At 62.0% G+C, this 23082-nt stretch carries 31 protein-coding genes and 3 pseudogenes; 14 read left to right on the top strand and 20 right to left on the bottom strand.

Annotated elements, in window-relative coordinates; translation table 11 throughout:
- Nucleotides 1–181: 181 nt before the first annotated feature.
- The 3 genes and pseudogenes from AC5RWD_RS18185 to AC5RWD_RS18175 form a co-directional block, all read right to left on the bottom strand.
- Nucleotides 182–517 (bottom strand): SpoIIAA family protein, encoded by a 336-nt coding sequence (locus tag AC5RWD_RS18185; RefSeq protein WP_494021348.1) that lies wholly within the window; start codon nucleotides 515–517, stop codon nucleotides 182–184.
- A 7-nt stretch (nucleotides 518–524) separates the two neighbouring features.
- Nucleotides 525–848, bottom strand: a pseudogene (locus AC5RWD_RS18180) (DUF3040 domain-containing protein); the annotation flags it as partial.
- Nucleotides 849–1184: 336 nt separating this feature from the next.
- Nucleotides 1185–1646 carry a DUF5709 domain-containing protein gene (locus AC5RWD_RS18175; RefSeq protein WP_494021345.1) on the bottom strand — a complete coding sequence of 154 codons (462 nt, stop codon included), beginning with the start codon at nucleotides 1644–1646 and terminating at the stop codon, nucleotides 1185–1187.
- 156 nt (nucleotides 1647–1802) lie between these two features.
- On the opposite strand from AC5RWD_RS18175, the gene AC5RWD_RS18170 reads away from it, so the two are divergent.
- The 3 genes from AC5RWD_RS18170 (at nucleotide 1803) to AC5RWD_RS18160 (ending at nucleotide 3272) form a co-directional block, all read left to right on the top strand.
- Complete coding sequence (locus tag AC5RWD_RS18170) at nucleotides 1803–2327, top strand: SDR family NAD(P)-dependent oxidoreductase (RefSeq protein ID WP_494021344.1); 525 nt, start codon at nucleotides 1803–1805, stop codon at nucleotides 2325–2327.
- Nucleotides 2324–2452, top strand: coding sequence for a hypothetical protein (locus AC5RWD_RS18165; RefSeq protein ID WP_494021343.1), 129 nt, complete (start codon nucleotides 2324–2326; stop codon nucleotides 2450–2452). The genes AC5RWD_RS18170 and AC5RWD_RS18165 overlap by 4 nt, the downstream gene beginning before the upstream one ends.
- Before the next feature lie 427 nt (nucleotides 2453–2879).
- Complete coding sequence (locus tag AC5RWD_RS18160; RefSeq protein WP_494021342.1) at nucleotides 2880–3272, top strand: GNAT family N-acetyltransferase; 393 nt, start codon at nucleotides 2880–2882, stop codon at nucleotides 3270–3272.
- Nucleotides 3273–3719: 447 nt separating this feature from the next.
- Here AC5RWD_RS18160 and AC5RWD_RS18155 read toward each other — a convergent pair whose 3' ends face one another.
- From AC5RWD_RS18155 to AC5RWD_RS18125, 7 genes are all read right to left on the bottom strand, one after another.
- Nucleotides 3720–4349, bottom strand: coding sequence for an RraA family protein (locus tag AC5RWD_RS18155; RefSeq protein WP_494021341.1), 630 nt, complete (start codon nucleotides 4347–4349; stop codon nucleotides 3720–3722).
- 251 nt (nucleotides 4350–4600) lie between these two features.
- A complete protein-coding gene (locus AC5RWD_RS18150; protein ID WP_494021340.1) occupies nucleotides 4601–4888 on the bottom strand; it encodes a DUF6510 family protein in 288 nt (95 codons plus the stop codon).
- Nucleotides 4888–5613: a ferredoxin reductase gene (locus AC5RWD_RS18145; RefSeq protein WP_494021339.1), complete on the bottom strand. Its 726-nt coding sequence runs from the start codon at nucleotides 5611–5613 to the stop codon at nucleotides 4888–4890. Before AC5RWD_RS18145 ends, AC5RWD_RS18150 begins: the two co-directional genes overlap by 1 nt.
- Complete coding sequence (locus AC5RWD_RS18140; protein WP_494021338.1) at nucleotides 5610–6191, bottom strand: sulfite oxidase-like oxidoreductase; 582 nt, start codon at nucleotides 6189–6191, stop codon at nucleotides 5610–5612. Before AC5RWD_RS18140 ends, AC5RWD_RS18145 begins: the two co-directional genes overlap by 4 nt.
- Nucleotides 6192–6247: 56 nt before the next feature.
- Nucleotides 6248–6760 carry a peptide-methionine (S)-S-oxide reductase MsrA gene (gene msrA, locus AC5RWD_RS18135; RefSeq protein WP_494021337.1) on the bottom strand — a complete coding sequence of 171 codons (513 nt, stop codon included), beginning with the start codon at nucleotides 6758–6760 and terminating at the stop codon, nucleotides 6248–6250.
- The gene (msrB, locus tag AC5RWD_RS18130) at nucleotides 6757–7218 is read right to left on the bottom strand and encodes a peptide-methionine (R)-S-oxide reductase MsrB (protein ID WP_494021336.1); all 462 of its coding nucleotides are present in this window, start codon (nucleotides 7216–7218) and stop codon (nucleotides 6757–6759) included. Before msrB ends, msrA begins: the two co-directional genes overlap by 4 nt.
- A 557-nt stretch (nucleotides 7219–7775) precedes the next feature.
- Nucleotides 7776–8696, bottom strand: coding sequence for a ferritin-like domain-containing protein (locus AC5RWD_RS18125; protein ID WP_494021335.1), 921 nt, complete (start codon nucleotides 8694–8696; stop codon nucleotides 7776–7778).
- 449 nt (nucleotides 8697–9145) lie between these two features.
- Between AC5RWD_RS18125 and AC5RWD_RS18120 the strand changes: the two genes are divergently transcribed.
- Nucleotides 9146–9808: a sigma-70 family RNA polymerase sigma factor gene (locus tag AC5RWD_RS18120; RefSeq protein WP_494021334.1), complete on the top strand. Its 663-nt coding sequence runs from the start codon at nucleotides 9146–9148 to the stop codon at nucleotides 9806–9808.
- Between the two features lie 286 nt (nucleotides 9809–10094).
- Here AC5RWD_RS18120 and AC5RWD_RS18115 read toward each other — a convergent pair whose 3' ends face one another.
- The 4 genes from AC5RWD_RS18115 to AC5RWD_RS18100 all read right to left on the bottom strand — a co-directional run bounded on the left by AC5RWD_RS18115 (nucleotide 10095) and on the right by AC5RWD_RS18100 (nucleotide 12300).
- The gene (locus tag AC5RWD_RS18115; protein ID WP_494021333.1) at nucleotides 10095–10721 is read right to left on the bottom strand and encodes a TetR/AcrR family transcriptional regulator; all 627 of its coding nucleotides are present in this window, start codon (nucleotides 10719–10721) and stop codon (nucleotides 10095–10097) included.
- A complete protein-coding gene (locus AC5RWD_RS18110) occupies nucleotides 10721–11194 on the bottom strand; it encodes a hypothetical protein (RefSeq protein ID WP_494021332.1) in 474 nt (157 codons plus the stop codon). The genes AC5RWD_RS18115 and AC5RWD_RS18110 overlap by 1 nt, the downstream gene beginning before the upstream one ends.
- Before the next feature lie 245 nt (nucleotides 11195–11439).
- Nucleotides 11440–11820, bottom strand: a complete 381-nt coding sequence (gene trxA, locus AC5RWD_RS18105) for a thioredoxin (RefSeq protein ID WP_494021331.1) — start codon at nucleotides 11818–11820, stop codon at nucleotides 11440–11442.
- 69 nt (nucleotides 11821–11889) lie between these two features.
- A complete protein-coding gene (locus AC5RWD_RS18100) occupies nucleotides 11890–12300 on the bottom strand; it encodes a GNAT family N-acetyltransferase (RefSeq protein WP_494021330.1) in 411 nt (136 codons plus the stop codon).
- Nucleotides 12301–12745: 445 nt separating this feature from the next.
- On the opposite strand from AC5RWD_RS18100, the gene AC5RWD_RS18095 reads away from it, so the two are divergent.
- The 8 genes and pseudogenes from AC5RWD_RS18095 to AC5RWD_RS18060 all read left to right on the top strand — a co-directional run.
- Nucleotides 12746–13204 carry a GNAT family N-acetyltransferase gene (locus AC5RWD_RS18095; RefSeq protein ID WP_494021329.1) on the top strand — a complete coding sequence of 153 codons (459 nt, stop codon included), beginning with the start codon at nucleotides 12746–12748 and terminating at the stop codon, nucleotides 13202–13204.
- A 38-nt stretch (nucleotides 13205–13242) separates the two neighbouring features.
- On the top strand, nucleotides 13243–13719 hold the full coding sequence (locus AC5RWD_RS18090; protein WP_494021328.1) for a GNAT family N-acetyltransferase: 477 nt from the start codon (nucleotides 13243–13245) through the stop codon (nucleotides 13717–13719).
- Between the two features lie 289 nt (nucleotides 13720–14008).
- Nucleotides 14009–14194, top strand: coding sequence for a hypothetical protein (locus AC5RWD_RS18085; protein WP_494021327.1), 186 nt, complete (start codon nucleotides 14009–14011; stop codon nucleotides 14192–14194).
- Nucleotides 14195–14371: 177 nt separating this feature from the next.
- Complete coding sequence (locus tag AC5RWD_RS18080; protein WP_494021326.1) at nucleotides 14372–14590, top strand: hypothetical protein; 219 nt, start codon at nucleotides 14372–14374, stop codon at nucleotides 14588–14590.
- A 119-nt stretch (nucleotides 14591–14709) separates the two neighbouring features.
- Nucleotides 14710–15627 carry an NADP-dependent oxidoreductase gene (locus tag AC5RWD_RS18075; protein WP_494021325.1) on the top strand — a complete coding sequence of 306 codons (918 nt, stop codon included), beginning with the start codon at nucleotides 14710–14712 and terminating at the stop codon, nucleotides 15625–15627.
- Nucleotides 15628–15904: 277 nt separating this feature from the next.
- Nucleotides 15905–16285 (top strand): nuclear transport factor 2 family protein, encoded by a 381-nt coding sequence (locus AC5RWD_RS18070; RefSeq protein ID WP_494021324.1) that lies wholly within the window; start codon nucleotides 15905–15907, stop codon nucleotides 16283–16285.
- Nucleotides 16286–16322: 37 nt separating this feature from the next.
- Complete coding sequence (locus AC5RWD_RS18065; protein WP_494021323.1) at nucleotides 16323–17615, top strand: MFS transporter; 1293 nt, start codon at nucleotides 16323–16325, stop codon at nucleotides 17613–17615.
- 850 nt (nucleotides 17616–18465) lie between these two features.
- Nucleotides 18466–18813: pseudogene (locus AC5RWD_RS18060) on the top strand (DUF7793 family protein); the annotation flags it as partial.
- 53 nt (nucleotides 18814–18866) lie between these two features.
- Here the strand turns inward: AC5RWD_RS18060 and AC5RWD_RS18055 are convergent.
- Nucleotides 18867–19042, bottom strand: a pseudogene (locus AC5RWD_RS18055) (recombinase family protein); the annotation flags it as partial.
- A gap of 195 nt (nucleotides 19043–19237) precedes the next feature.
- Between AC5RWD_RS18055 and AC5RWD_RS18050 the strand changes: the two are divergent.
- Together AC5RWD_RS18050 and AC5RWD_RS18045 are read left to right on the top strand one after the other, a co-directional pair.
- Nucleotides 19238–19444, top strand: coding sequence for a ribbon-helix-helix protein, CopG family (locus AC5RWD_RS18050; protein ID WP_494021322.1), 207 nt, complete (start codon nucleotides 19238–19240; stop codon nucleotides 19442–19444).
- Nucleotides 19441–19845, top strand: a complete 405-nt coding sequence (locus AC5RWD_RS18045) for a type II toxin-antitoxin system death-on-curing family toxin (protein ID WP_494021321.1) — start codon at nucleotides 19441–19443, stop codon at nucleotides 19843–19845. The genes AC5RWD_RS18050 and AC5RWD_RS18045 overlap by 4 nt, the downstream gene beginning before the upstream one ends.
- On the opposite strand, the gene AC5RWD_RS18040 is transcribed toward AC5RWD_RS18045, so the two are convergent.
- From AC5RWD_RS18040 to AC5RWD_RS18020, 5 genes are all read right to left on the bottom strand, one after another.
- Nucleotides 19812–20462 (bottom strand): recombinase family protein, encoded by a 651-nt coding sequence (locus AC5RWD_RS18040; protein WP_494021320.1) that lies wholly within the window; start codon nucleotides 20460–20462, stop codon nucleotides 19812–19814. The genes AC5RWD_RS18045 and AC5RWD_RS18040 overlap by 34 nt on opposite strands.
- Nucleotides 20463–20704: 242 nt before the next feature.
- On the bottom strand, nucleotides 20705–21223 hold the full coding sequence (locus AC5RWD_RS18035; protein WP_494021319.1) for a DinB family protein: 519 nt from the start codon (nucleotides 21221–21223) through the stop codon (nucleotides 20705–20707).
- A 127-nt stretch (nucleotides 21224–21350) separates the two neighbouring features.
- Entirely contained in the window at nucleotides 21351–21836 is a 486-nt protein-coding gene (locus tag AC5RWD_RS18030; RefSeq protein WP_494021347.1) for a GNAT family N-acetyltransferase, read from the bottom strand.
- A gap of 38 nt (nucleotides 21837–21874) precedes the next feature.
- Nucleotides 21875–22225, bottom strand: coding sequence for an ArsR/SmtB family transcription factor (locus AC5RWD_RS18025; protein WP_494021318.1), 351 nt, complete (start codon nucleotides 22223–22225; stop codon nucleotides 21875–21877).
- A gap of 74 nt (nucleotides 22226–22299) precedes the next feature.
- Entirely contained in the window at nucleotides 22300–23040 is a 741-nt protein-coding gene (locus tag AC5RWD_RS18020) for an aquaporin (RefSeq protein WP_494021317.1), read from the bottom strand.
- Nucleotides 23041–23082 lie beyond the last annotated feature (42 nt).

Below are 23082 nucleotides of genomic sequence, written 5' to 3'. Positions count from 1 at the left end.
CGCCCAATCCTCCACTGTGATCACCCACCCAATCGTTTGGAACGGGTGGCTCAGTTTTCAACCGTCACAATGGCTCACTTTTCGACCGTCACCGACAACAGGTGCTTATGGCAGCGATTGTGGAAGCACGAACTCGTTCCACAGGTTCCTCCCACAGCCTAGTCATCGCAGGCGCAGCTGGTCATTCGGGAGGCTTGCGAAGCCATGTTATTGCTTCTTGGGAGGAAGTGAAGTACCTGCTGGGGAATGGCAACGGGACCACATGCAAAACGAAAAGGGCCATGACGTAATCCACCGCGGATGACCCCACGAGGGCAATCCGGGAAATCTGCGAGGCTGAAGGAAGGATTCGCCGCGCAGCTCGTGAGAAATTGACTCCTTGAATATGGATGAGCATCGGAAGGCTCGCGCCCTGGTCCAGCGCCTCGATGGCAGCCAGTGCTGCTTGAGCTTCGTCCGCTCCTACTGTCGCGCCTTCTCTCCACCGCAGCCGCAGGAATCCGTCAGCTAGCTCCATAGTGCCCTTATCGGCGATATCGAGACTGCGCATCTGGCTCTTCGTCCGCCCGCGCAACGGCGGGGTCAGCTGCCTTGTTACTGCCTCCCGAGGTGTGGTGCAAGGTGACACGCCCTCCGATGATCGTTATGGCAAATCCAAGGACCCCGACAAGGATGTTCGGAACCAGGCCTTGAAGTACTGCACCTAGCAGCACGAGTAGCAAGCCGGCTACGATGCCTGCCACACCGATAACGATGTGGCAGGTGGACCTGAAAGGGGCCGATTCCATGGAGTCAGTCAGCTTTGGGTCTTCCATTCTGAACTGCTGTTCGAGATGCTCGAGTACAACCTTCTCGTGTTTCTGATAGCGCCATTATGGCCTCCGGCTTGGCGCGCATCTGGGGCGCATTCATAGGCCGGTATCCCGGACGGCGGGGCGGACCCGGTGTCTGCATCACCGGTCTTCCCGGTCCCACGCGCCGCCGTTGAATGGCTACGGCCGGCGCCATGCATGCCGGGGACACTTCGGGGTGGTGGAGGTCCAGTCCCGGGTGCTCGGAGCGGACCTGGGGCACGGAGCCCTCGGCGTTTCCTGCCATGCTGCCTCCCAACCATTCGTCCTGTCGGCCGTCGGGAGCGCCCAGACAGCCGGATGAAGCGTTTTTTCTCCTGTTCGGCCCATTGTTCACGGCCAGCGCCGATCCTCTTGATCCAGGACGATGTGGACTGCTGCTTCCTCCGCTGATGCACCGGCACCGTCAATGCCGTTGTCGTCCGCCCAGTAATCCGTTGCCGGGTCGAAGCTCTCTGGGGAGGCCCACGTCAGTCGGCCAGCTCGGACTGAACCGACCTGATCGTCGATAACCTCGCCGTCTGTGTCCGTGGTGTCTCCAATACCGTCTCCGAGAACTTCTTCTGTCCCGTCGGGAATCTCTCGGGCAAGCCGGGCGGATAGAGGCGCTCGGGACCGCGCTTCGCGCAGTGTGAAGCCCCAGGAGAGGTCGGCAGGCCGCCAATCCAACGGGGAGTACCCGGTTTCGTCTATATCGTCGCCCAGTTCATCGGTGTCGAGGCTCTCGTCGGGCGGAAGCAAGCCGAAATTCTCGGCCTGATTCTCGAAGTTGTCGCCACCATCGGTGTTGGTCATAGTCGCTCGCCTCTCATCAAGTTCTCGACGAGTTAGCGGCGCCAAACCACGTCGTCTTACAAGGCTGGCGGCAAGGTTTCGCACACCTGTTCGGCGAGCACTACTCACTTGAGGTTGTTGGTAAGACGGCGCGAAAGATTGACACAGATGATGTAGGTGCAGGGTGAGGGGGTGCACACATCGCGTGAAAGGAACCGTCAAGTGACAGCTGGATTTGTTAGCAGGAACGCACTGATCACCGGTGCTGGCCGGGACACCGGCGCAGCGATCGTACCGGCGCCAGCCAAGGTCGGAGCCAATGTGATTCTTCTCGCCCGTACTGCCGACCAGCTCGACGAGACCGGCAACCCCATCAGGGCCTGTGCGCCGCGTGTTGAGGTTTGTGTGATGACTGCCGATCTGACCGATGACATAGAACACACCATCGCTGGTTGCGACATGCTGTCAGGCGGTCCGACCCATGTTCTGATCAATAACGTTCCGCCGGTGCATGGAACGATCTGGAAGAGGCCGTCACGGCGGCCCACAACCCCGAAGACTGTGACCTCATATTTTGGTACGAGGTTCCCAGCACCATCGGCTACGGCGGACCGTATGCGGGGGCGCGCCTCGGCCATCATTGGCGCCTGGGTTGGGAACTGCTCCTGCATGCGCTGTGAGCAGCTGGGTGGGACGGAATGAGCCACGAGGAGCGGCAGCAGGCCCGGTACTGCGACTACTACTGCTTTATGTCGCTGGCCGATTTTACCGCCTGGCAGCAAGGCAACGGCACCGAGACGATCTCGCAGAACGAACGCGGGCTGTGAGCAAGGCGGCCACTGTCGAACCCCTCGGTGCCAGCGCCACAGTCAACCCAAACAGTTAAGGCAAACATTTGAGACCAAGGTCATTGCTCCGTTTCGTCGAGCGTCGTGGGCCACCCCCGCTCGATGGTCGGCGGTAATGCCGCGGCCACGAAAAGCGGCTCTCGAAGTCCACGGTCGCGATCTCGCGGCCGAACAGGACGGCAGGGGGGTGTCCATAAGGCCGCGCGGGGTGGACCATAGTCAGGATCCGCAAGGCATAGATGCTGGCCTGCGGCGGCTTCGTCAGCAGGTACGGCTCTGGGGGTCCGGTCACTCAGCAGGATCTGCCAATGCTCTGCTCGAGATCGTCGTCGAGTAGGAGAAGAAGCGCTTGATCCGGCGTTCGGGCGCTCCCGAGGGCCGATAGGAGAAATGATTAGGAGGCGGCATGGCAGGAAAGGCTGAGGGCATGGTCAGATTGACCGGCATCGAACAGTACGACGCTGAGGTGAACCGGCCCGCAATGATAACGCCCCATGCAGTAGACCTCGTCATCACCGAAAACAGCGAGGGCGGTATCTACGAGGCCGTATCTGGGGGTGAGGCCGTCGCTGGAGTCGTTTACAGCAAAGCGGGTAACCGCCTGACACTGCGGGCGACATCCGTTTTCCCCGGCAAGGGGATCGCCGCCTGGCTCCTCGGCAGCGTCCTTGACAGGCTGCGGATGCAGGGTGAGTCCGTCGCTGCATCCTGTCCATTAGCGGCAGCATTCGTCAGCGCACATCCCGAGTATGCGGATGTTGTTGATTCGGCTGTGCCGGGTCCTATCACCAAAGGGTAGGCGCGGGCACGTCAGTGCACCCGTCATCATGTCCGGGTACGCGACCGTCGGAGGTTAAGGACGCTCAGATGACCACGGCATTGAGGAGAGAACTCCCGACGACCAGTGACCTTCATGGACGAAATTTCGTGAGCACCATCAAGGACAACGACATCGTCCTCGTCGATTTTGGCAGACCGTGTGAGGTCCGGCTGGAAAGGTCATGCAGTTCTTTGCGTTTCAGTTTACCGATTCAGACCCTTGGCATCTGATTCTCAAGGCTCCAGGTCCCATCACCCTGGGGCCGGAAGCGATGATGGTTCGGACTGCTCACTGAGGTTCCCGGACACGCTGTCGGACTTCTATAGATCACCGCCCCGATTGCTGTTTCGCAGCGCGAGCGGCTTCTGCTGCGCCCCCCTGCGTGAGGGCTCATGTTCTGGTTTCCACCGAAACGGGGAGGGCACCTCAGGATTCCTGTGCCCCGCTAATACGAATCTCACGGGGGTCTTCGCCACGGATACTCGTCAGGAAGGCAGCGTCCTCCTGTTCAATCCTGGCTGCGAGCTGAAATGTTTCGTCTACGAGCGTGGATGGAATAATCACCGAAGCTGCAGCGTCTGCGTACACGAAGTCGCCGGGAAGTACAGTTACACCTCCAATAACTACGGGCACATTCGCAGCAATGGGCATCAGATCAGCCGTGCCTGCCTTCACGGTCTCGCCGCTGCAGTAGAAGACAGGCTCGTATCGTTCAAGCTCACCGAAATCCCGAAGCCGGCCGTCTGTAAGGAGCCCGGCAAGTTTCTGATTCTGTAATCGGGAAAATTTCGTTCCGCCACCCACCGAAGTACCGGGATGACCGCCGCTGGCTAGAACCAGCACAGTATCCTCAGGATGAGCGGGAACCGCCTCATAGAAGAGCCGGGCGAAATTGTTGACCTGTGCGTTGAAAACGTCCTGCCGAAAGGGGACAAACCGGATGGTCACAGCTGTTCCCTGCAATACGCGCCCCGGCGTGGGCGACACCAGGTCCAGAATATGCGCCCGATGGGTAGAAAGGCGGCCGAGCGCATCCGTCAGCGCTGCCGAGGACACGGCGACCTTTCGGCGATTGCTTAAATCTCTCAATGCTGCTCCGTCTTGACTATGAGGTTGAGGCCAAGGGCTCCGCCTGGGAACCCGGTAAAGTTCTCGGCCTCCGTAGGCCTAAGCAGTTTGTCGTCAGCTTCTACTGGGCTTGCGGCGAATAAAGGATCGAGGCGGGCGCGGCCGGCGTCGATCGCGCTTGTATATTCGGCAGGAGCGGAGCCGATGAGTATTATTGTCCGGCGCACTTGGATCTCCTCTTAAGCTTCGGCTGAGATTCGGTCGTCGCTTGCTTGGTCGGTGACCCGTAGCCAGCGGAGCCCTCGCATGTTGAGGGATTTCTGCCCGTCGTGTTCGACGATCACGACGAGTACGTTGTCGCAGTAGCGGCAGCGGGCCACGAATCCCATGGGTTGGCCGTAGACCATGGCTTGGCCCAGTGTTGCGATATCTGCACAGGACTGGCATTGGCACTGTGTCGTGGTCGGGTCGAAAGCGAAAAGATCCGTGCTCGGGCCCGCGAGAACGTTCCCGTCGAGGTGGTCCATCAAGTTCCTCCGAATCGTTCCGTGCGGATGTTGTCGGCTGCGTGCCCAAGGCTGATGAGGGCGCGAGAGACTGTTTCGACGAATCCGGTGGGGCCGCAAATGTAGGTGAGTGGTACTTGTTCCGGCGGCAGAGTCTCGCTCTTCAGGTCTTCAGCGGTGAGCCGTCCGGCTGAGCGCGACCATCCCGGCGGTACGGTGCGGGTGTAGTGCCAGATGGTCCGCGCGGTCGCTGAGGGCTGGGACAGTTCGTCACGGAAAAACGCGTCACCGGGTGTGCGGAGCGAATAGAGCAGCTGCATGGGCACCGTGCTGCCGGCATGGTGGTGGGCGCGCAACATCGCGATGAATGGGACGACACCGGAGCCGCCGGCGATCAGTTGGACGGGTTGGGTTTGTTCCGGGCGCCACACGAACCATCCACCGAGGGGGCCGCGGAGTTCGACCTTGTCACCGAGTTCGAGGTCGTCGACGAGGAAGGGCGAGACCTCACCGTCCGGCAGCCGGTCGATGGCCAGTTCAATCTCCTCACCGGTGCCGGTGCTGGCGACTGAGTAGGAGCGGACAGCCTGATACCCGTCCGGTGCGGTGAGCCGGACATCGACGTGCTGCCCTGCGTCGTTACCTGGCCAGCCGGGCACGGTGAAGGTGATGCTGCGGGCGGAGGATGTCAGCCGCTGTGCACGTGCGAGGCTGCCGGTGAGCCAGCCGTTGGCCCTGCGGGTCACGCGTAGCGCTCTTCCCGCCAAGGATCACCGTGCAGGTTGTAGCCGTTCTCTTCCCAGAAGCCGGGGTTGTCCTCGCTTTGCATGACAAGTCCTCGTATCCACTTGGCGCTCTTCCAGAAATAAAGGTGGGGCACCAGGAGGCGTGCCGGGCCCCCGTGTTCGGGTTCGAGTTCGCCGCCGTCGTACTCATAGGCGATCCAGGCCCGACCGTTGAGGAGCTCCTCCAGCGGAAGGTTGGTGGTGTAACCGCCGTAGGAGTGGGCCATCACGAATTCGAAACCAGTCTCGACCTCAGCGAACAGGGTGTTCAGTGACACTCCTCTCCAGCCCGTGCCCAACTTGGACCAGCTGGTCACGCAATGGATATCTACTGTGATGTCCTCGGACGGGAGGGCAATGAACTGATCCCAGGTCCACCGGTGGGTCTGCTCGGTTTCGGTGTGGATGAAGAACTCCCAGTTCCGTTCATCGATCGACGGGGTCGGGCCTGCCGACAGCACAGGGAACGACTCCGTCAGGTACTGCCCGGGCGGGAGCGCGGGGTTGTCGAGGCGGCGACCTCCGAAAACTGCCATCATTTCTCCTTCAACGGATCGGCACGTGGATCTCACGGCCTGCTGGCCGGGGACCGGGTTTACGCGGTCTGGCTCTCACGCTGGGGGAGCTTCCATCCTGGGCGGGCGTAGTGGCACGTGTAGCCGTCGGGGTACTTCTGGAGGTAGTCCTGGTGTACTTCCTCGGCTTCCCAGAAATCTCCGGCCGGTTCGACCTCAGTGACGACCTTCCCGGGCCAAAGTCCGGACGCGTCGACATCCGTGATGGTGTCCAGGGCGGTCTGTTTCTGCTCCTCACTGGTGTAGAAGATCGCGGACCGGTAGCTGCGGCCGATGTCGTAGCCCTGCCGGTCCCGGGTCGAAGGGTCATGGATCTGGAAGAAGAACTCGAGCAGATCCCGGAAGGAGAGGATGTCTGGATCGAAGACGATCTCGACGCTTTCGGCGTGGTCACCGTGATTACGGTAGGTGGCGTTTGGTGTGTTGCCGCCCGAGTATCCGGCGCGGGTGGAGATCACGCCCGGCTTCTTTCGAAGCAGCTCCTGGGCGCCCCAGAAGCAGCCGCTGGCCAGTATCGCGTGCTCGCGGCTCATGATTTTGCCTCCGTGGCGAAGAGTACGTGGAACTGCCCGTATCCGGCGGACTCGAGCTGGTCTAAAGGTATGAAGCGCAACGCGGCCGAGTTGATACAGTAACGCCAGCCACCGTCGGCGGCTGGGCCGTCATTGAACAGGTGGCCGAGGTGGCTGTCACCGTGCTTGGAACGCACCTCGGTTCGGACTATGCCGTAGCTGCGGTCCTCGCTGAGGACGATATTGCTGCGGTCGACCGGCACCGTGAAGCTGGGCCAACCGGTGCGGCTGTCGAATTTGTGGAGCGACGTGAACAGCGGCTCTCCGGAGACGATATCGACATACAGGCCGGCATCATGGTTGTCCCAGTACTCGTTGCGGAACGCCGGCTCCGTCGCCGCTTTCTGGGTGACGTCGTACTGCTCCGGGGTGAGTTCCGCAACATTGTCGGGATCTTTGCGGTAATCGGGGGTGGACATTGGTTCCTTCTTTTCTCTGGGAGTGTTCTCCAGATCGGGACTGAAGCCCAAGAATGGGCATGATCGATCAGAGCGGCCTGTTGGGGGCAATCAACGAGGAGATGGGGTGGGCTGGGAGGTGTATCGTCCTTCAGAGCTCGCTCCGTGATTGAGGTCGGTGAACCGGATGCCGACGGCGTCGCCATCTGCATCAGTAATCCAGAAGACGTCATAGGTTGCGCGATAGGTTGGTGGCCAGAAGGACCAGAAGCACCCCTGATCGTCGACTCCCCATTTTCCGGGCATGGGGTGCCCATCCTCGGTGTAGGTGGTGCGGCCGTCACGAGCGAACACTTGGGTTGCCCCGTCCGTGTAGGTGAATGGTGCTCTTGTCAGCGCTTCCGCTATGTCGCCTGCGTCAATGCGGTCTCCGCTTTTGGCTGCAGGCCTCGCAGTGTTTGACATGTCATGGTCCCTTCGAATGCTGTGTCGCTCTGGGGCATCCAGGCCGGCCGGCCGTTGCACCGGTCACTCGATGAGGTAGCTCGCCGGCACCGCTGCTTGGCGAGGGCAGCCATTTAGTCCGCGGTCGGCCCGGTGCCGTGAACGATGTTTCCGTTGAGCCCATCCGGGTAGAAGCCGCCGGAGGTGCCTGATTGGGGGTCGAGGTAGACGATGTTGAGGATCTGCGCGGCGCTCCGGCCAAAGGTCCGGCCGTATTCGTCGGTGGGAACGAGGTTGGCCACGTCCCTGGTGCCGAGGTCCTGGTCATCGTCTGCGGGGCCGCTGACTGCGTTGCGGACCGCGGAGATCTTGTGCACGACGTCGAACACGGAGTCGTCCGCGAGCCCTTCACTGAACAGCGTGGCCCGCACGATCCCGGCGTGGTAGGCCTCTGTGGCCAGCAGACCTGCTGCTGCGTCCAAATAAGTCTTGTTGGAGATGAACGGCGCCGCGCCCTTGAAAGCGGTGACTCCCACGTCTTCGAAGAGGAAGGCGGCGAAGAGGAAGTTGCGGTCATTGGCGTAGGCGTCGAAGGTTTGCCCGGGCTTGATCAACCCGGCAGCGGTGGCTGCGGCAGTGAAACTGTGATCGAGGGAGATCCGTGGGCGTGCAACGGCCGCATCTCCGAGTGCGCCCCGGAGGAACGCGACGTGGGCGCGCTCGTCCATGGCGATTTCCCGGGCGATGTTCTTGATCAAGGGACTGCGGAAATCGACCTGCCGGCCACCGTACACCTGGCCGGGTGTCCCGATCCCTCCGACCATGTCCGAGGGAAGTCCCTGCCCCGTTGTGCCACGAAGGTAGAACTCGGCTTCAAGGTACTCAAGGTTGAGCGCGAAGTTCAGGATCGAGGCATCGCTGGGCCCGTCCTCGACTGTCGCAGCCGGTGGCGCGCTGGTCGCGGTTTGGCCGACCATTTCGGTCAGCCTCACACGGTCCTCGGCGGTCTCTGCGCTGGCGTTGATGGCGTCGCTGATAAAGCGGTTCTCAGACATGCTGACTCCCTTGTCAAATGACCCCGGCCGCGCCGGGGCAAAGCCCTGCGTGCTCGAATCGGCTGTCGAAACACTCTTACAGTTTTACTCCTATTTGGACCCTTTAGTCCAGAAGAGGTTTCGGAGGTTCTACGGAAGGCCTGTGGCGATAGTCCATGCCCGTAGAAGCAAACCCGCAGACTCACCTACCGTGCTCGGGATTACGCGCTCACGAGTGCGGCCAAGCCCAGCCAGCAAGAGTAAATGGGGGGCTTGCCGCTGGGGCGGCGGGGGACTATTCTGGACTAAATAGTTCTGTTTTCGTGGTCGGAGGATCGACTGGACCTCAGCGGCAAACCGCGCTCCGCAACTCGACGCCGAGCCGCAGGAGCTGTCAGCCGCAGCACCGACCGTGTCGGTGCTGAACCACTGACGACAGACGGCGCACTCACCGAATTGGGATTTACGACATGGACATGGACTCCTCATCGTGGCTGACCGCACTTGGCGACGCCGGAACCCAACGGGACGCGGCGTTGGGCCGCCTGCATAAGATGTTGCTGAGGATCGCCTTCCATGAGACGTATCGACGTGGACCCGGCTTCCGTATCGACGGGCCGGAACTCGACGACCTTGCACATCAGGCGGCCAATGATGCGATGGTTTCCCTCCTGGACAAACTCGACACCTTTCGCGGGGAGAGCAGATTCACGACCTGGGCGTACCGCTTTGTCGCGCTGGAGGTCTCCAACAAATTCGGCCGCCATTTATGGCGCCAGCCATCGGTGTCCCTGGACGCCGAAGACTGGGAACAACTCCCTGCGCTGACAGCTACCGACCCACTCGCTCAGACACAGCAGCGGGAACTGATCAGGGCCGTGCAGCGGGCAATGAACGAGACATTGACCGATCACCAGCGCCATGTCTTCGTCGCCATCGTAGTCAACGGCGTGTCCATGGACGCCATGGTGTCTCGGTCCGGCTCGAATCGGGGCGCGATATACAAAACAGTTTTCGATGCACGGCGCAAAATCCGCGCCTACCTGATCGCTAACGGATACCTGGAAGGGGAGCAGACGACTGCCCGCCCTATTGAACGGGCGAACGTGGAAGCTCATGTCCAGGTGGCGTGAGTTGCTCGAGCAGGTCGCGGACACTTACCCGCATGACGTCAGGTGGTGTGATGAGGCGATGACTGTTCTTCAGGTCTATGTCCACCTGCTGAAGGCCGAAGCCGATGCTGCCGGGGTACCACCCCGGACCGACATCGCACTTCCCTGCAGTGGATGCCGCTGCGGCACTGTTACGTCGGCTACTGCGCTCTACCCTATGACTCAGATGCGGTAGGCCACGCGTGAGCTCAAACCGAATCCCGGGCGAGATTTTCAGCCCTACCTGTTGCCTGGTCGGAAGTGAAACTCAGTCAGTAGACAAGCTCTCGATATGCGCAAGCGCCATGTCAATTGATGTTGCCATGGGTGTGACATCCCGCGCGGTCTGTGCCAGCATGTACCCTCCCTGGACTGCACCCATGAGTCCGGTCGCGAGCTGGTCGATCGATGCCTCCGGCGGAAGCGCACCACCGTCCTGAAGCCTGCGCAACACGCCTGCCAGCAGCCCCTGCCATTCAATGAAGAGCTGAGACACGGCCCTGCGGGCGGCATCGTCTTGATCGGAGACCTCAGAGGCCAGCGAACCGAGCGCACAGCCGTAGGCGCCGTGCCGTAAGGCGTTGTTCTGTACCAACGCATCACGCCAGCGTCGCAGGCCTGGGATCGTCGCGACATGACCGAGGGCATCGCGCTCACGCTCGAGGATGCGTTCGCCGACATGATCGATGACGGCCCGCACGAGCTCGTCTTTGCCTGCGAAGTGGTGGTACAACTGCGACTTGCTCACTCCACTGGCCATTAGAACGTCGTCGAGCGTGGTAGCCCCAACGCCCTGGACATACATCAGGTCGGCCGCTGCGGCGACGATCTTTGCCCGCGTCTTTTCACCGCGCGCCGTCAGGCGCCTGCCATTGCGCGAGTCAACGGTTGTCATCACAAGTCCAGTTTACTTATCGAGCTGCTCGTTCCCGTCCTTGGGGGAGTGGTGTCCTCGACTGCCTCAAAAGACACGAGCGCGAGGTCGAGTGCGGCGTTGAGGGGCCGAGGGTTTTGTGCAAGCTGACTCAGAGTGCTGCCTCCATGAAGCGCCGCAAGAATCAGCACAGCAGTCTTTTGAGCGTCGACATCGGCCCTCGGGCCCTCCGGGGAAGCACACGGGGTGTCCCTCGTGACGCCTGTGTACAGTAAACGAACCACCGTCTCGGCGAGGAGCTCGCGCCACTGATCGAGGAAGTCGGCGCGGTCACGCACATCCCCGGTGTGTCGCAACGCCAACGCGTACGGCGACTGCGGGGTCATGAGCTCCTTGACGACGCGACGGCGCCAGCAGGCCAGCATCGCCCGGTCAGTGATTCCGGCCAGACAAGCCCGTTCCCGGGCTAAGACCTCCGCAAAGTATGTCCTCATCCATCCTCTTTCCGCATCGGCCCGGATGGCATCGCCTCCCGCATCCGGTATTGCCTCAACCAGTGCGTCAAGCTCTTGATCCTGAATCTGTTGTGGCCCCGCGCAGTTTGATGATTCGCTTTCGGTGCAAGCCGGCCCCTGCCGGAGGCCTTCCTCCGACAGGGCGGGCGTATGCGCCCTTCGCTGCCTTCCCCGGCTCCGAAAGGGGCTTGTCGATGTAGGGACGCGCTCCCCTTCCGGATCCATCAATTCTCCGGCGCGGACTTATCATTTTGGGCGGCAATGTCTGCGCGGACCCCGCGCATGTCGAGGTTCTTGACGGACTCTACGACCTGCGCGAGAGCCGTGGCCTGAAGGGCGCCGGCCTGATTGAAGACCAGGATACCCTCACGAAACGCCATTAGAGTCGGGATGGAAGTGATCCCTGCGGCTGCCGCTATGCGATGCTCGGCCTCGGTGTCGAGCTTGCCGTGAACGATGTCCGGATTATCCTGTGCAGATCGCTCAAAGATTGGGCCGAACTGCCGGCAAGGCCCACACCACGGGGCCCAAAAATCAACGAAGACGATGTCGTTGTCCTTAATGGTGGACTCGAAATTGTCGTCGGTGAGCTCGATAGTTGTCATAATGTTCCTCTCCTCGATACGCGTGCCAAACAAAGGGGTCTTCACGTGCCCTGGACTTCGGGCGTCGGTTCAATGCCCGCGCCCTATAGTGCTGTTGCCCAGGACAGCCAAGCCGAGAACATCGGCATATTCGGGATGGGCGCCAACGAATTCTGCCGCGAATGGACAGGAGATAGTGACGGTCGCTCCCTGTGCCCGCAGCTTCTCAAGGACGCCGATGAGGAGCTTTGCAGGGATCCCCTTGCCTCGGAACGCTGGGAACACGGAGGTCGCCAGGAGTGCGACCCGGTTGACCGCTTTGCTGTAAATGACCCCGGCGACGATCTCGCCTCCCAACACGGCTTCATAGATGCCGAGAGCGCTGTTTTCAGTGATAATGAGCTCTTCCGCACCGGGCGGGGTTGTTGCCGGCAGGTGCACGTCTGCACCATTCTGCTCTCTGCCGGCAGGGAAGACCATGCTCTCAGCCGTACCCGCCATGCCGGCTCCTTTTCGTTCCGATTGTGGGCTGCACCTACTTATATGCGTCCGTCCTTCGCGCCGTCTTACCAGCAATCTCCATCTCGATTCGCTTTGCAGATTGGATGTGCCACGACCCGCAGGGGCCTAACTTTTATCGACGTGCGTGGTAAGACATCTCGATTTGGTGCCACTAACCTTGCGGACCCCAGAAATGCGTGTGGAAAAGGCCGCTTAGGCAAGGGTTGGATACAAGGAGTGCATGGTGACGGCAATTGCAGTGACCGGTCAATGCTGCCGCAGCGGGCGTAGCGGGATGCGGCCGGGAAGGATGTCCTAACCCAGGTTCATTGCGTAGGGATTCACCCCCGTTTTCAGCTCGCTCGAGCAGGTCAAGGGGAAGGCGTATATCCGCATCCGTCCGTAGGAATACCCCCGTACAGTCAATCAGCGAAAGGACACCTGCATGACCGACCCATCTGAGCCAACCCGCTATGCCTTTGAGTACCCGGACGCCGCCGGATACCCCGACGGAATGGGCACCCTCAGCCAGGACCAGACCGGCCACATCGATGAGGTAATCGATGATCCCCATGCCCCTGCATTCGATTTCTACGTCGTCAACGACGAGAAAACCAGCATCTACGAGGCCATCGTCGGGGACAACGAAATCGCCGGCCTGCCGTACAACGTCGTCGACGACGACCGACTCGTGCTGCTGGCCACGTCAGTGTTCCCAGAGTTCCGTAAACAGGGAATCGCCACCGAGCTGATCCGACGCGTCCTCGATGATGTGCGCGCACAAGGAAAAACGGTCACCATCATGTGCCCGATCGTGCGCACCTTCATCGAGCACAACCCCCAGTACGCCGACCTCATCGACCCCAAGCACCCCGGAGTGCTCAGAGGGTCACACCGATCCTAAACCCAGCCCTCTGGGCTTCCCCGACAGAAAGTGTGACAGTGACGACCAACATCGAGGCGGAGGAGACCAACCGTGAAGAGAGGAACGCCGCGCTCATCGATACTCTGAAAACCGAGGCTCCCAGTGAGGTGGAGTCCAGCTGGGAGCTCGATGTAATCAACGATCCGGAGCGGGGCCGGTGGATCGCCACCCTCGGGGCTGAGGCGATCGGGGAGCTCACATATCGTTTCGTGGGCGGCCGGGTCGTATTGCTTTCAACCTGGGTCAACCATGCCTACCGCAACCATCGGGTGGCAACAGAACTCGTCGCTCGCGTGCTGGACGAGATCCGTGAGAGCGGGAAGAAGATCACCATCATCTGCCCGCTCGTGGGTGAGTTCATTGCCCGCAACCCGGGATACCTCGGTCTCATCGACAAGGTCCACCCCGGCTCCGGCGCCTACCCCCAACACGCACCCGCGGCCGGCCAGGACGACGACGAGCACGTCACCGCCTTTGAGCATGACATGACATGACGTAGCCGTCCGACACTGACCTGGGTCGAGTTGTCCAACGCGCCCGGGATTGTCAGCTGCCGACGAACACCGGCACCATAGCGCTCCGGGGCGAAGTCGCTCCCGCCTACAACCCGATTGAGACAACGGTAAGACGGCAAACCGGGTCGGCCAGGGTCATGAAGACCACGAAGATCCCGCTAAATCGAAGCGGAGTGAACGAGAACTGTTAGAGAAGTGTCGAATTTTCCAGTTGAGAGGTCGAATGGTGGCAATCAAACTTGGTTTTTTAAAGAGACATTTTCGTCCTGTGTGGTGGGCTTACGTCCTTTTGGGCCCCGCCTCCCGGGGCGATTACTTCGCACCGATCGTGCATTCGCACGACGACTTCGAGCAGGCCTCTGAAACGGACCTTGCCGGATTCGAAGTCGAGACCGACGCGCGCGCGTACCGCTACGCGGTACGGCGGGACGACCTACCGTACGAACACCTCTGAACCGCCCCGGCAGGGAGCGTCAGGTGACGCTCTTTTTGTCGTTTGTCGGCTTTGAACGGAGGTCTTGGCTATTCCGCAATGGCGGAATGCCGCGGTGCCCCACCAGCCCGTGGCCCGGGCTACGGCTTCGTCCAACCATTGATGATGCATTAGTACCCTCAACGCCAAGGAGTAACCATGGGCATTACCACCAACTTCCAGCTGACGGTCTCCGCTGCTGATCGAGCAAGCATGGAAAGAAGGCTCGATGAAGCACACGCGGAAGCCGAGAAGCAGGCAGTGGAAATGGGCAAACACGGAATATTGGTCACCCGTCACTCCTGCGAACGGTTCACGGTAGCGCTCAGCGATTCCGTCCCGTTCGGGTGGACACTGGAACGGCAACTGTGGCGATAAGTGCGGGCAGCTCACGTTCGCCAGATTCTCCTACTGAGAAACCTGCTGCCGCACATAAGCATTTCCAGCCCTGTCATTAAGAGCAAGGGCATGAGACAAAACAACAGAGAGGCAACCAAATGAAAGCGATAGTGGTAACGGATCAGGCCGCGGGCGCGGCCGGAATGAGGCTGCTGGAACGTCCAGAGCCAGCTGCGGCGATCAACGACGTCATCGTTGAGATCCACGCGTCGGGATACGTGCCGACTGAGGTGGAGTGGTCGTCTACTTGGACGGATCGGGCCGGACGCGACCGCACCCCGTCGATCCTCGGACACGAACTCGCCGGAGTGGTCACGGCGCTCGGCTATGGCACGACAGGGCTTTCTGTGGGACAGCGGGTGTTCGGTATCTCGGACTGGCATCGTGACGGCACCCTTGCAGAGTATGTCGCGGTAGAGGCACGCAACCTTGCGCCGTTGCCGGGCGATGTCGACTTCACGGTCGGCGCGAGCCTGCCGATCTCGGGCCTCACAGCGTGGCAGGGACTGTTCGTGCACGGCCGCCTCCAGGCCGGGCAGAGCGTCCTCGCGCACGGTGCGGCCGGCGCCGTCGGGACCATGGTCACACAACTTGCGCGCGAGGCAGGTGCCCACGTCATCGGCACCGGACGCGCCGCCGACCGGCAGAAGGCTCTCGACTTCGGTTCTCACGAGTTCGTCGATCTCGACAATGACACCCTCGAAGACGTCGGCGCAGTCGACCTGGTGTTCGACGTTATCGGCGGTGACATCCAGAAGCGGTCCGCAAGCCTGATCCGGGCCGGCGGAACGCTGGTGACGGTCACCGGGCTGACCGACGCGCGGCCCGCGGACGGGCTGGCGGTCGACTTCGTGGTCGAGTCCATTCCCGCTCAACTGATGGAGATCGCCCGGCGGGTGCGGGACGGTCGGCTGCGGACGAACATCGGCAACGTCGCGACTCTCGACGACGCCATCGCCGCCCTCAACCCGACGGAGCGACGCAAGGGCAAGACGATCATCACCGTTCGTTCATAAGCTCCCGGTACGCCGGCCGGCGATCGACCCCGGCGTCGTGTCCATTCCTGCGCAACTGACGGAGATCGGCCCGCTGGCGCGTGATGGACAGGCTGGGTACGAACCTCGGCGCCGTGCGACTTGCGACGATGCCGTGTCGTCTATACCCAGACCAGCCGGCACCCGCGGAAGACGGTCATCCGGGCCCGTCCGAGGGCCATGAAGAGGTTCCACGGACCCTTTCGGCCTCGCAACAGCAATAGGGACTGATAACCGAACACAGTGAAGGAACAAGAAGATGAGCAATACCAGGCAGTCGGTCGAAGATCTTGCGATCCTCGAGCAGCTCAACCTCGACTACAACCAGGCGGACCAGGCCAGCGATGCTGAGCGCTTCCGCGAGCTGCTCGCCGAGGATTTCATCGTGCAGACTCCAGGAGTCACCCGCGACCGCAACGAGTACGTCGAGTACATAGCGAAGCCGCGCCCCTTCAAGGATCTCGCTCTCTTCGATGCCAGGATCCGCATCCTCGGCGACGTCGCCCTGGTCCACGGCCGCGCCCGCTACACCATGATCGCCGACGGATCTGTGCAGGAAGCGCTGTACACGGACGCGTACCAAAAGCGTGAGGGCACCTGGCTCTGTGTCTCGGCCTGCGCTATCGCTCCGGGGGCCTGACCTGGTGCGGCGCGGCTCGACGCACGACACGGCGTCGGTGATTGACGAGACCGGCTGGGGCTCCAGGCTGCGGCTGGCCTTCATCTCGGCGGTGTTCTCCCTGGTCGCCGCGTTCGCCGCGGTGGGCTCGACGATCCCGCTGTTCAACGTCTACCGGGCCGAGGACGGGTTCACCAACGCTGGCATCTCGATGACTGTCGTCGCCTACTCCGCCGCTACCCTCGCCACACTGCTGGTGCTCGGACGACTGTCCAACCATCTGGGCCGACGACCTACCTCGATGGCAAGCCTCGGTCTGCTGCTTTTTGGGTGTCTGCTGCTGTTGAACGTGCACGAGATCGGCACCCTCATCACCGGTCGGCTTCTGATGGGCCTCGGCGCCGGGCTGGCCAGCAGCAGCCTCACCTCCTACATCGTCGACACCGCACCCTCCAGGCCGGCCTCGTTGGCCTCCGTCGCCTCCAGCCAGACAGTCATGCTCGGCCTCGCCCTCGGCGCCGTCGCCTCCGGCACCCTGGCCCAGTTCGGCCCCTGGCCACGCGAACTCATCTACCTCGTCATCATCGGCCTCCTCCTCGTGTCAGCCGTACTCATCGCGATCAGCCCCGAGACGGTGACTCGAACGCCGGGTGCGTGGCTATCGCTGCGGCCCAGCGTCCGTGTACCGGTCAGAGTCAGGCATCTGTTGCCGGTCACGGCTGCGGTCCTCCTGCCTACGTGGGCGGTCGGCGCCTTCTACCAGGCGTTTGTGCCCGCCCTGGTCGAAAATCAACTCCACACCACCAGTCCTCTCATCCTCGCACTCGTGTTCGCCGCATACATGGGCTCCAGTGCTCTCGGCGCTCCGCTCGGCAGCCGGTTCACACCCGCGGCAGCCCAACGCTTCGGCCTGGTCGCCTTCCTGGCGGGGATGACCGGGATCATCACAGCGATCGCCACCGGCACACTGGTGCTGTTCGTCGCCGCGACCATCATCGCAGGCGCCGCTCAAGGCATCGCCATCAGTGCTGCCACCCGCGGTCTGCTACACGGCAGCACTCTCGCTGACCGGGCACCAACCTTCAGCGTCATCTACCTCATCAGCTACAGCGCCGCCACGATCCCCGCCCTCATCGCCGGGCAACTCTCCAACACCTTCTCACTACCGCAGATCGCGCTCGGATACGGCGCACTTGCCCTCGTCGCCACCGTGTACACCGTTGCTTGGTCGCTCCGATTCAAAGAGGCCCTGATCTCTTTCCCACCGCACCGCGCCGCACCGAAAACGTCCAACCCCGCGGCGGAACTTTCAGACCGCCCTAACCATGCTCATCTGCGAAGGGCCCCTTAAGCCGAGCGACGTTCCTTAAGAGCGGCAGATCTTTGCATCGCCCAGACCGGCTGGCACATGAAATGACATCAGTGACAACACCCCAGCAATGACACCACCCCCGTTCCTCCCAAAATCCGGCGAGTTACCCAGCTCCGGCGGCGAACGCACCACCGAATCGCTGCTTCACGAGCCCCACGAAGGCTGAAATCAAAATGTAGAAACACGTGGGCGGCCAAAGTCGGCAGCGCACAAACCGTTTTCATCCAAGCAGACCTGAGGAACTTTCCCATGTCCATTCTAAAAATCTTCAAGGGGCCCGAGGCCTCAATTGATGACCAGATCGAGAGCTACGTTGGACCGGCCGCCCGCGTCTGACCTTGACCATGTGGAGGAAGCACACCACCGACCATCAAAAGGCATCCCAGGCCCTACCCACGGAATCCCCGAGATCTGGACCGAAGCGGTGGATGCCCGGCGGGGCCACAGTCTAAAACCGCAGCCACTTGTCAGAGAAGTTGGGTCAATTCCGGGATAAGTTGCCGCTCATATCTAGAGAGGGTTGGGGGGTGCTGAGGGTCGGCCACGTGGGAGTGTTGGCTAGCTTTGGACGCAACAATGCAAATCGCCATATGCACAGCCAGTTTCACACATACTGCTGCCAGGTCAAACATGAGGAGGGCATGGATTCACCATCCGCTGTCAGACGCTCCCCGTTGAGACGCGACAGTTATTTGGACACCACGCCGGGTTTGGATCTGATGCCGTGCCTAATTTGTATGGCGGTGAATGCGCCGTCCTGTCCGGCCGTTGTGTTGAGAAATCCGGGGTCCTTGTCCGACAAGTGTGGTTCACTGCTCCGGGAAGCCCTATGAAGGGCTCGCCATGCGATGGCAGCCGGAACGAGATCGTGCTCGTTGGCGGCATCATATGCCTACGATGGCTTGACGGAGCTGTCACGGAGGAGAAAGCCCAAGCAGCCATGGCACAGATCAGTGAGCTGAGTGCCGGACATGATTATCCCTTGCTCGTCGAGGTACGTGGCGTCCAAAAGGTTCACTATCGCGCGCGAAAAGCGTTTGCTGCCGGTCCTTGGCCGGTGACACACGTGGCAATAGTGGCCTCCTCGCCGGTGGATCGGGTCGCCGTGTATTTCCATCTGAGCAGGAATCCTCCGAAGTGCTCAGCAAGGCTGTTTGAGTGTGTTCACGAAGCGATGATCTGGCTCCGGGACCCTTTTGGACGTGAGGAAGTCCTAGCAGCAGCATCGGGAACAAGCTGTCCGCGCTCGGCGAAGCGCAGCAGCTCCGCCAGTTCCGGTCCGGCGGCGTCCCTGCCCGAGGCCTTGTCCGTGAAGACCCGGGTCCAGAACTGGCCGTCAAGCTGACGTTTCTCGTTCTGGTCAAGGTGGTGCTGACCCGCACGTATCCGATCCGCTGTCCAGCCACCGATGCCTCCAAATTCGCCGTCGACCGCTGGGAACAGCAGGAAGACATCGAAACTCCCGGTTCACGCGGCGAATCCTGACCGGCTCCCAGAGCCCTTGGGCCCATCCCCAGGCATTCCGGAACGCCGATAAGGGATATTCCGTCAGGCTGGGCTGCTGGGGCGCACGATCGGTACCAGCCTGGTACCATGGCTGTATGGCTATGAATCTTCGCCTGCCGGCGGACCTTGATCGCAGGTTGGACGAGCTTGCCGCGGAGGAGCACACGTCGAAGTCGGCGTTGCTGCTTCGGGGAGCCGAACTGTTGCTTCAGCGGCGTGAGCGGAACCGTGAAATCCGGGAAGGGATGGACTTCGTGCTGGGCCACGACGCCGAGCTTTTGAAACGCCTCGAAGACGCATGACGGCGTACCTCGACATCGAGGATGCATTGCAGGTGATTGACCGTTACGGGTTCCATATCCGTGACGTCGGCCTGCTCGCTTCGGCTCTGGCCAGGCCGGCTACAACCGTGTTGGGGGTTGAAGCCTACCGCGGACTCGCCATGAAGGCCGCTACGGTCCTCGAATCCGTCACACGTTTCCATCCGCTCATCGACGGCAACAAACGCACCGGATGGACGCTCATGGTCCTGACCCTGTGGATCAACTCGCACCGCCACGACTTCAGCACCGACGAAGCATTTGACCTCGTCGTTGGAGTCGCTGCAGGGAGCATCGAGCTACGGGACTGCGCGAATATGATCTCCGGCCACCTGGTCCCCCGACAGGACTACCAAAAAGAGGCAGCGGGGCCGGGGCGCTGATCCCGCCAAGTTTCAAACCCGGCCGTTACCGGTAGCCGGAGGGGACGACAACCTAAGACAGTGGCCTGCCTCAGGTACTGATACACCGATTCCCGGCTGATGCCGTAATCGCGGGCCAGGACGGATTTCGGAACGCCGCCAGCGGCCCGCTGCGTCAACTCGGCTGCCCGTTCCGGTGTGAGAGTCTTCTTCCGCCCTTTGTAGGCGCCGCGCTGCTTGGCCAGGGCGATGCCTTCGCGCTGTCGCTCCCTGATGAGGGCCCGTTCGAATACAGCGAAAGCCCCCATGACCGAGAGCATGAGGTTGGCCATGGGGGAGTCCTCGCCAGTAAAGAGCAGTTGCTCCTTGACGAACTCCACCCGCACGCCCTTGCGGGTGAAGCCTTGGACGAGGGCGCGCAGGTCATCGAGGTTCCGCGCGAGCCGGTCCATGCTGTGCACCACGACGGTATCGCCGTCGTGGGCGAACCGTAGCAATTCGGTCAGTTTCGGTCTGTCGGTGTCCCTGCCGTACGCCTTGTCCGTGAAGACCCGGTCCAGAACCAGCCCGTCGAGCTGGCGCTGCCCGTTCTGGTCCAGTGTGCTCACCCGCACATACCTAATCCGCTGACCAGCCACCGCTGCCTCCAACCCCCTCTTACATGTGGGATTGAGTTCTAGAACCTTCCTAGACGAAACGTCAAGAGCCACAAGGTCTTGGGCGTCAGGTTGGGGTGTACTTCAGGCTGACAGGAGGAGATCGACTTGGCGGTTTCGATGTCTTGAAAGCCTAGGGATTCTCGGGACACTGCACCGGGGCGATCGGCTCTCTTATTCGGGTTGCCCTTCGGCCCGTCCGCGGGGCTCGGCTCACCCGGGCTTTATTGCCTAAGACTGAGTTGCTTGGCGTGGAAGTCGAAGTGTTTTGTGGGGTACGCGTAGACATCGTTGAGTGTCATGGATGGTGCGAAGAAGGGGTCCCACCGGTCCGGGAACGGCATCGATAGTGAGAGTGACGTGTGGGTCTCGTGTTCCAGTCTGCGGGTGATGGCCTTGATGGTTGTCTCGAGTTTCCGGTCCATTCGTCGTTTGTTGTAAAACAGGGCGGCCCCACGGGAGCCCCAGTAATTGATGACGTCGAACGGTCGCGTGCCGGCGTTTAGGAGCGTGGCGAAGGCCTTCCCGATGGACCTGGGGAGTCGGCTGATGAGGTGGACGAGCGGAAGCAGGGCGCGGACGACCATGTACCCGAAGACCATGTGGAACAGCAGTTCTTCGTTCGTCCACTTTGTGCCGTTGCTTCTGCGGCTAAGGTCCTCAGGGGTAGCGTTCTTCAGCCAGGCGTCGAGGTCGACGCGTGTGCGGCTGTATTCGGCCACGATGTCCGTCTTAGTCGCCACGTCGCGTCTCCCTCCGTGTTGATACCGGCCGCCGGCTCCGGCTCGGGGCGGCTTACTCCTGTGTGGCTTCATTATGCGCGCGACCAGGACAAGGCCGCGCGGGATCTGGGGAAGGCGGTCCGGTCTTTCAGACGGTGGGTGAGCGGCGTTCGATGAGTATGGTGTCGCGCCATTGGCCGGTGAACGGCCCGTGCGTCATCCTGGCGATGCGGTTTCTGCGTCCGACGATGATGTAGCCGTTGGCGAGGTGGAGTTTGAGGCTTGCTTCGTTTTCTGGGAAGACGCTGGCCTGGATGGTCCAGATCCCGTCGGCCTCGGTGGAGTCCGCCAGTGCCCGCAGCAGGACCGTGCCGAGGCCGCGCCCCCGCGCTTCGGCTGCGATGTAGACGGAGTGTTCGACCACGCCTGAGTAGACCGGGCGGGCGGAAACCGGGGAGACGGCGGCCCAGCCAAGGATCCTGCCGTCGTCTGCTGTTGCCACCAGCCGGTGCCGGGAAAGCCGGGACGTATTGAACTGATCCCAATCGGGGGCCTCGGCTTCGAAGGTGGCGTGGCCGGTGTCGATTCCTTCCTGGTAGATGCGCCGGACGCGGGGCCAGTCGGCGGGTTCCATGGCCCGGATCGCAACCGTGAAGGTCACAGGTTCGGAGGTCACAGGTTGGTGAGGATGCCGGCGACGTTGTCCAGGGCGCCGGGGGCCAGGGAGAAGTACGCCCAGGTGCCGCGCTTTTCGCGGTGCAGCAGCCCGGCTTCAACGAGGACCTTCAGGTGGTGGGACACCGTGGGCTGGCTCAGGTCCAGAGGATCGGTCAGGTCGCACACGCAGGTCGCGCCGGAGGATGCGGCCTTGATGATGGAGAGCAGCCTGAGCCGGTTCGGGTCGGCCAGTGCCTTGAAGACCAGGGCCTGTTGCTTCGCTTCCTCGGCGCCGAGGGTGGGCGCGCACGCTGGCGCGCAGCAGGCTTCGTCCGTGACGGGCTCAAGAACAGGCAGCAACTTCATGTACCCATTATGCGCCAATATCGATAATCATCAATGTACGGTCCTGCGCCGGCTCGAGTCGGCGCAGCTGCAGCCTAGGAGCCGGCCTTTCCGGCTTCGTGGGGGAGTACGACGTCGTCCGCGGCGCGGCCTGCCGAGGGAAACAGCAGGACGAGAAGCCCGAGCCCTGCTGCGGCGCCGATGAGCTGGGCTACGACGAACGCGGGCACGGAGCCCGGCGCGATCCCGGCGAAGGTGTCGCTGAAGATGCGGCCGACCGTCACGGCGGGGTTGGCGAAGGACGTCGAGGACGTGAACCAGTACGCGGCCCCGATGTAGGCGCCTACTGCCGGAGCGGCGAGGACGCCCCGTTTGGTGGCGGCCAGGGTGAAGATCAGCAGGATGAGCCCGGCGGTCGCGACGACCTCACCGAGCAGATGGCCACCAGTAGCGCGGTCCTTGCCGGAGATGGAGGTCCCCACCTCGAACATGGCGTTGGCCACGACACTGCCGCTGATGGCGCCAACGGTCTGTGCGAGCACATAGGCGCCCAGCTCCGGCAGGGCCAGCCCCGTGCCGCTGCGCCGGCCCAGGATCCAGTCGACGAGCGACACGCCCGGGTTGAAGTGCGCCCCGCTGACCGGGCCGAAGATGAGGATCAGCACGGTCAGGCCCAGCACGGTGGCGGTGCTGTTCTGCAGCAGCTGCAGGCCGACGTCGTTCGGGGAGAGCTGCTGCGCGGCGATCCCCGAACCCACGACGATCATCACGAGCAGGCTGGTGCCAATCAGTTCGGCGACGGCGCGGCGCCACAGCGGCGGTTGGTTCGAAGTCATGGCACCAAGCTTGACCCAAGAAATTAACTCAGTCAAAATTGA

This window comes from Arthrobacter sp. CMU6, assembly GCF_059090205.1.
Note: the sequence above shows the minus strand (reverse complement) of the source record. Positions and strands in the feature narration are given on the sequence as shown.

Coding starts and splice junctions, on each gene's coding strand:
- AC5RWD_RS18120 (WP_494021334.1), top strand. CDS start 9,146: ATGGACATGGACTCCTCATCGTGGCTGACCGCACTTGGCGACGCCGGA.
- AC5RWD_RS18175 (WP_494021345.1), bottom strand. CDS start 1,646: ATGACCAACACCGATGGTGGCGACAACTTCGAGAATCAGGCCGAGAAT.
- AC5RWD_RS18025 (WP_494021318.1), bottom strand. CDS start 22,225: ATGAAGTTGCTGCCTGTTCTTGAGCCCGTCACGGACGAAGCCTGCTGC.
- AC5RWD_RS18150 (WP_494021340.1), bottom strand. CDS start 4,888: ATGGACCACCTCGACGGGAACGTTCTCGCGGGCCCGAGCACGGATCTT.
- AC5RWD_RS18095 (WP_494021329.1), top strand. CDS start 12,746: ATGACCGACCCATCTGAGCCAACCCGCTATGCCTTTGAGTACCCGGAC.
- AC5RWD_RS18110 (WP_494021332.1), bottom strand. CDS start 11,194: ATGAGGACATACTTTGCGGAGGTCTTAGCCCGGGAACGGGCTTGTCTG.
- AC5RWD_RS18050 (WP_494021322.1), top strand. CDS start 19,238: ATGGCTATGAATCTTCGCCTGCCGGCGGACCTTGATCGCAGGTTGGAC.
- msrA (WP_494021337.1), bottom strand. CDS start 6,760: ATGAGCCGCGAGCACGCGATACTGGCCAGCGGCTGCTTCTGGGGCGCC.
- AC5RWD_RS18165 (WP_494021343.1), top strand. CDS start 2,324: ATGAGCCACGAGGAGCGGCAGCAGGCCCGGTACTGCGACTACTACTGC.
- AC5RWD_RS18045 (WP_494021321.1), top strand. CDS start 19,441: ATGACGGCGTACCTCGACATCGAGGATGCATTGCAGGTGATTGACCGT.
- AC5RWD_RS18030 (WP_494021347.1), bottom strand. CDS start 21,836: ATGGAACCCGCCGACTGGCCCCGCGTCCGGCGCATCTACCAGGAAGGA.
- msrB (WP_494021336.1), bottom strand. CDS start 7,218: ATGTCCACCCCCGATTACCGCAAAGATCCCGACAATGTTGCGGAACTC.
- AC5RWD_RS18185 (WP_494021348.1), bottom strand. CDS start 517: ATGGAGCTAGCTGACGGATTCCTGCGGCTGCGGTGGAGAGAAGGCGCG.
- AC5RWD_RS18070 (WP_494021324.1), top strand. CDS start 15,905: ATGAGCAATACCAGGCAGTCGGTCGAAGATCTTGCGATCCTCGAGCAG.
- AC5RWD_RS18080 (WP_494021326.1), top strand. CDS start 14,372: ATGGGCATTACCACCAACTTCCAGCTGACGGTCTCCGCTGCTGATCGA.
- trxA (WP_494021331.1), bottom strand. CDS start 11,820: ATGACAACTATCGAGCTCACCGACGACAATTTCGAGTCCACCATTAAG.
- AC5RWD_RS18125 (WP_494021335.1), bottom strand. CDS start 8,696: ATGTCTGAGAACCGCTTTATCAGCGACGCCATCAACGCCAGCGCAGAG.
- AC5RWD_RS18115 (WP_494021333.1), bottom strand. CDS start 10,721: ATGACAACCGTTGACTCGCGCAATGGCAGGCGCCTGACGGCGCGCGGT.
- AC5RWD_RS18020 (WP_494021317.1), bottom strand. CDS start 23,040: ATGACTTCGAACCAACCGCCGCTGTGGCGCCGCGCCGTCGCCGAACTG.
- AC5RWD_RS18100 (WP_494021330.1), bottom strand. CDS start 12,300: ATGGCGGGTACGGCTGAGAGCATGGTCTTCCCTGCCGGCAGAGAGCAG.
- AC5RWD_RS18160 (WP_494021342.1), top strand. CDS start 2,880: ATGGCAGGAAAGGCTGAGGGCATGGTCAGATTGACCGGCATCGAACAG.
- AC5RWD_RS18140 (WP_494021338.1), bottom strand. CDS start 6,191: ATGATGGCAGTTTTCGGAGGTCGCCGCCTCGACAACCCCGCGCTCCCG.
- AC5RWD_RS18075 (WP_494021325.1), top strand. CDS start 14,710: ATGAAAGCGATAGTGGTAACGGATCAGGCCGCGGGCGCGGCCGGAATG.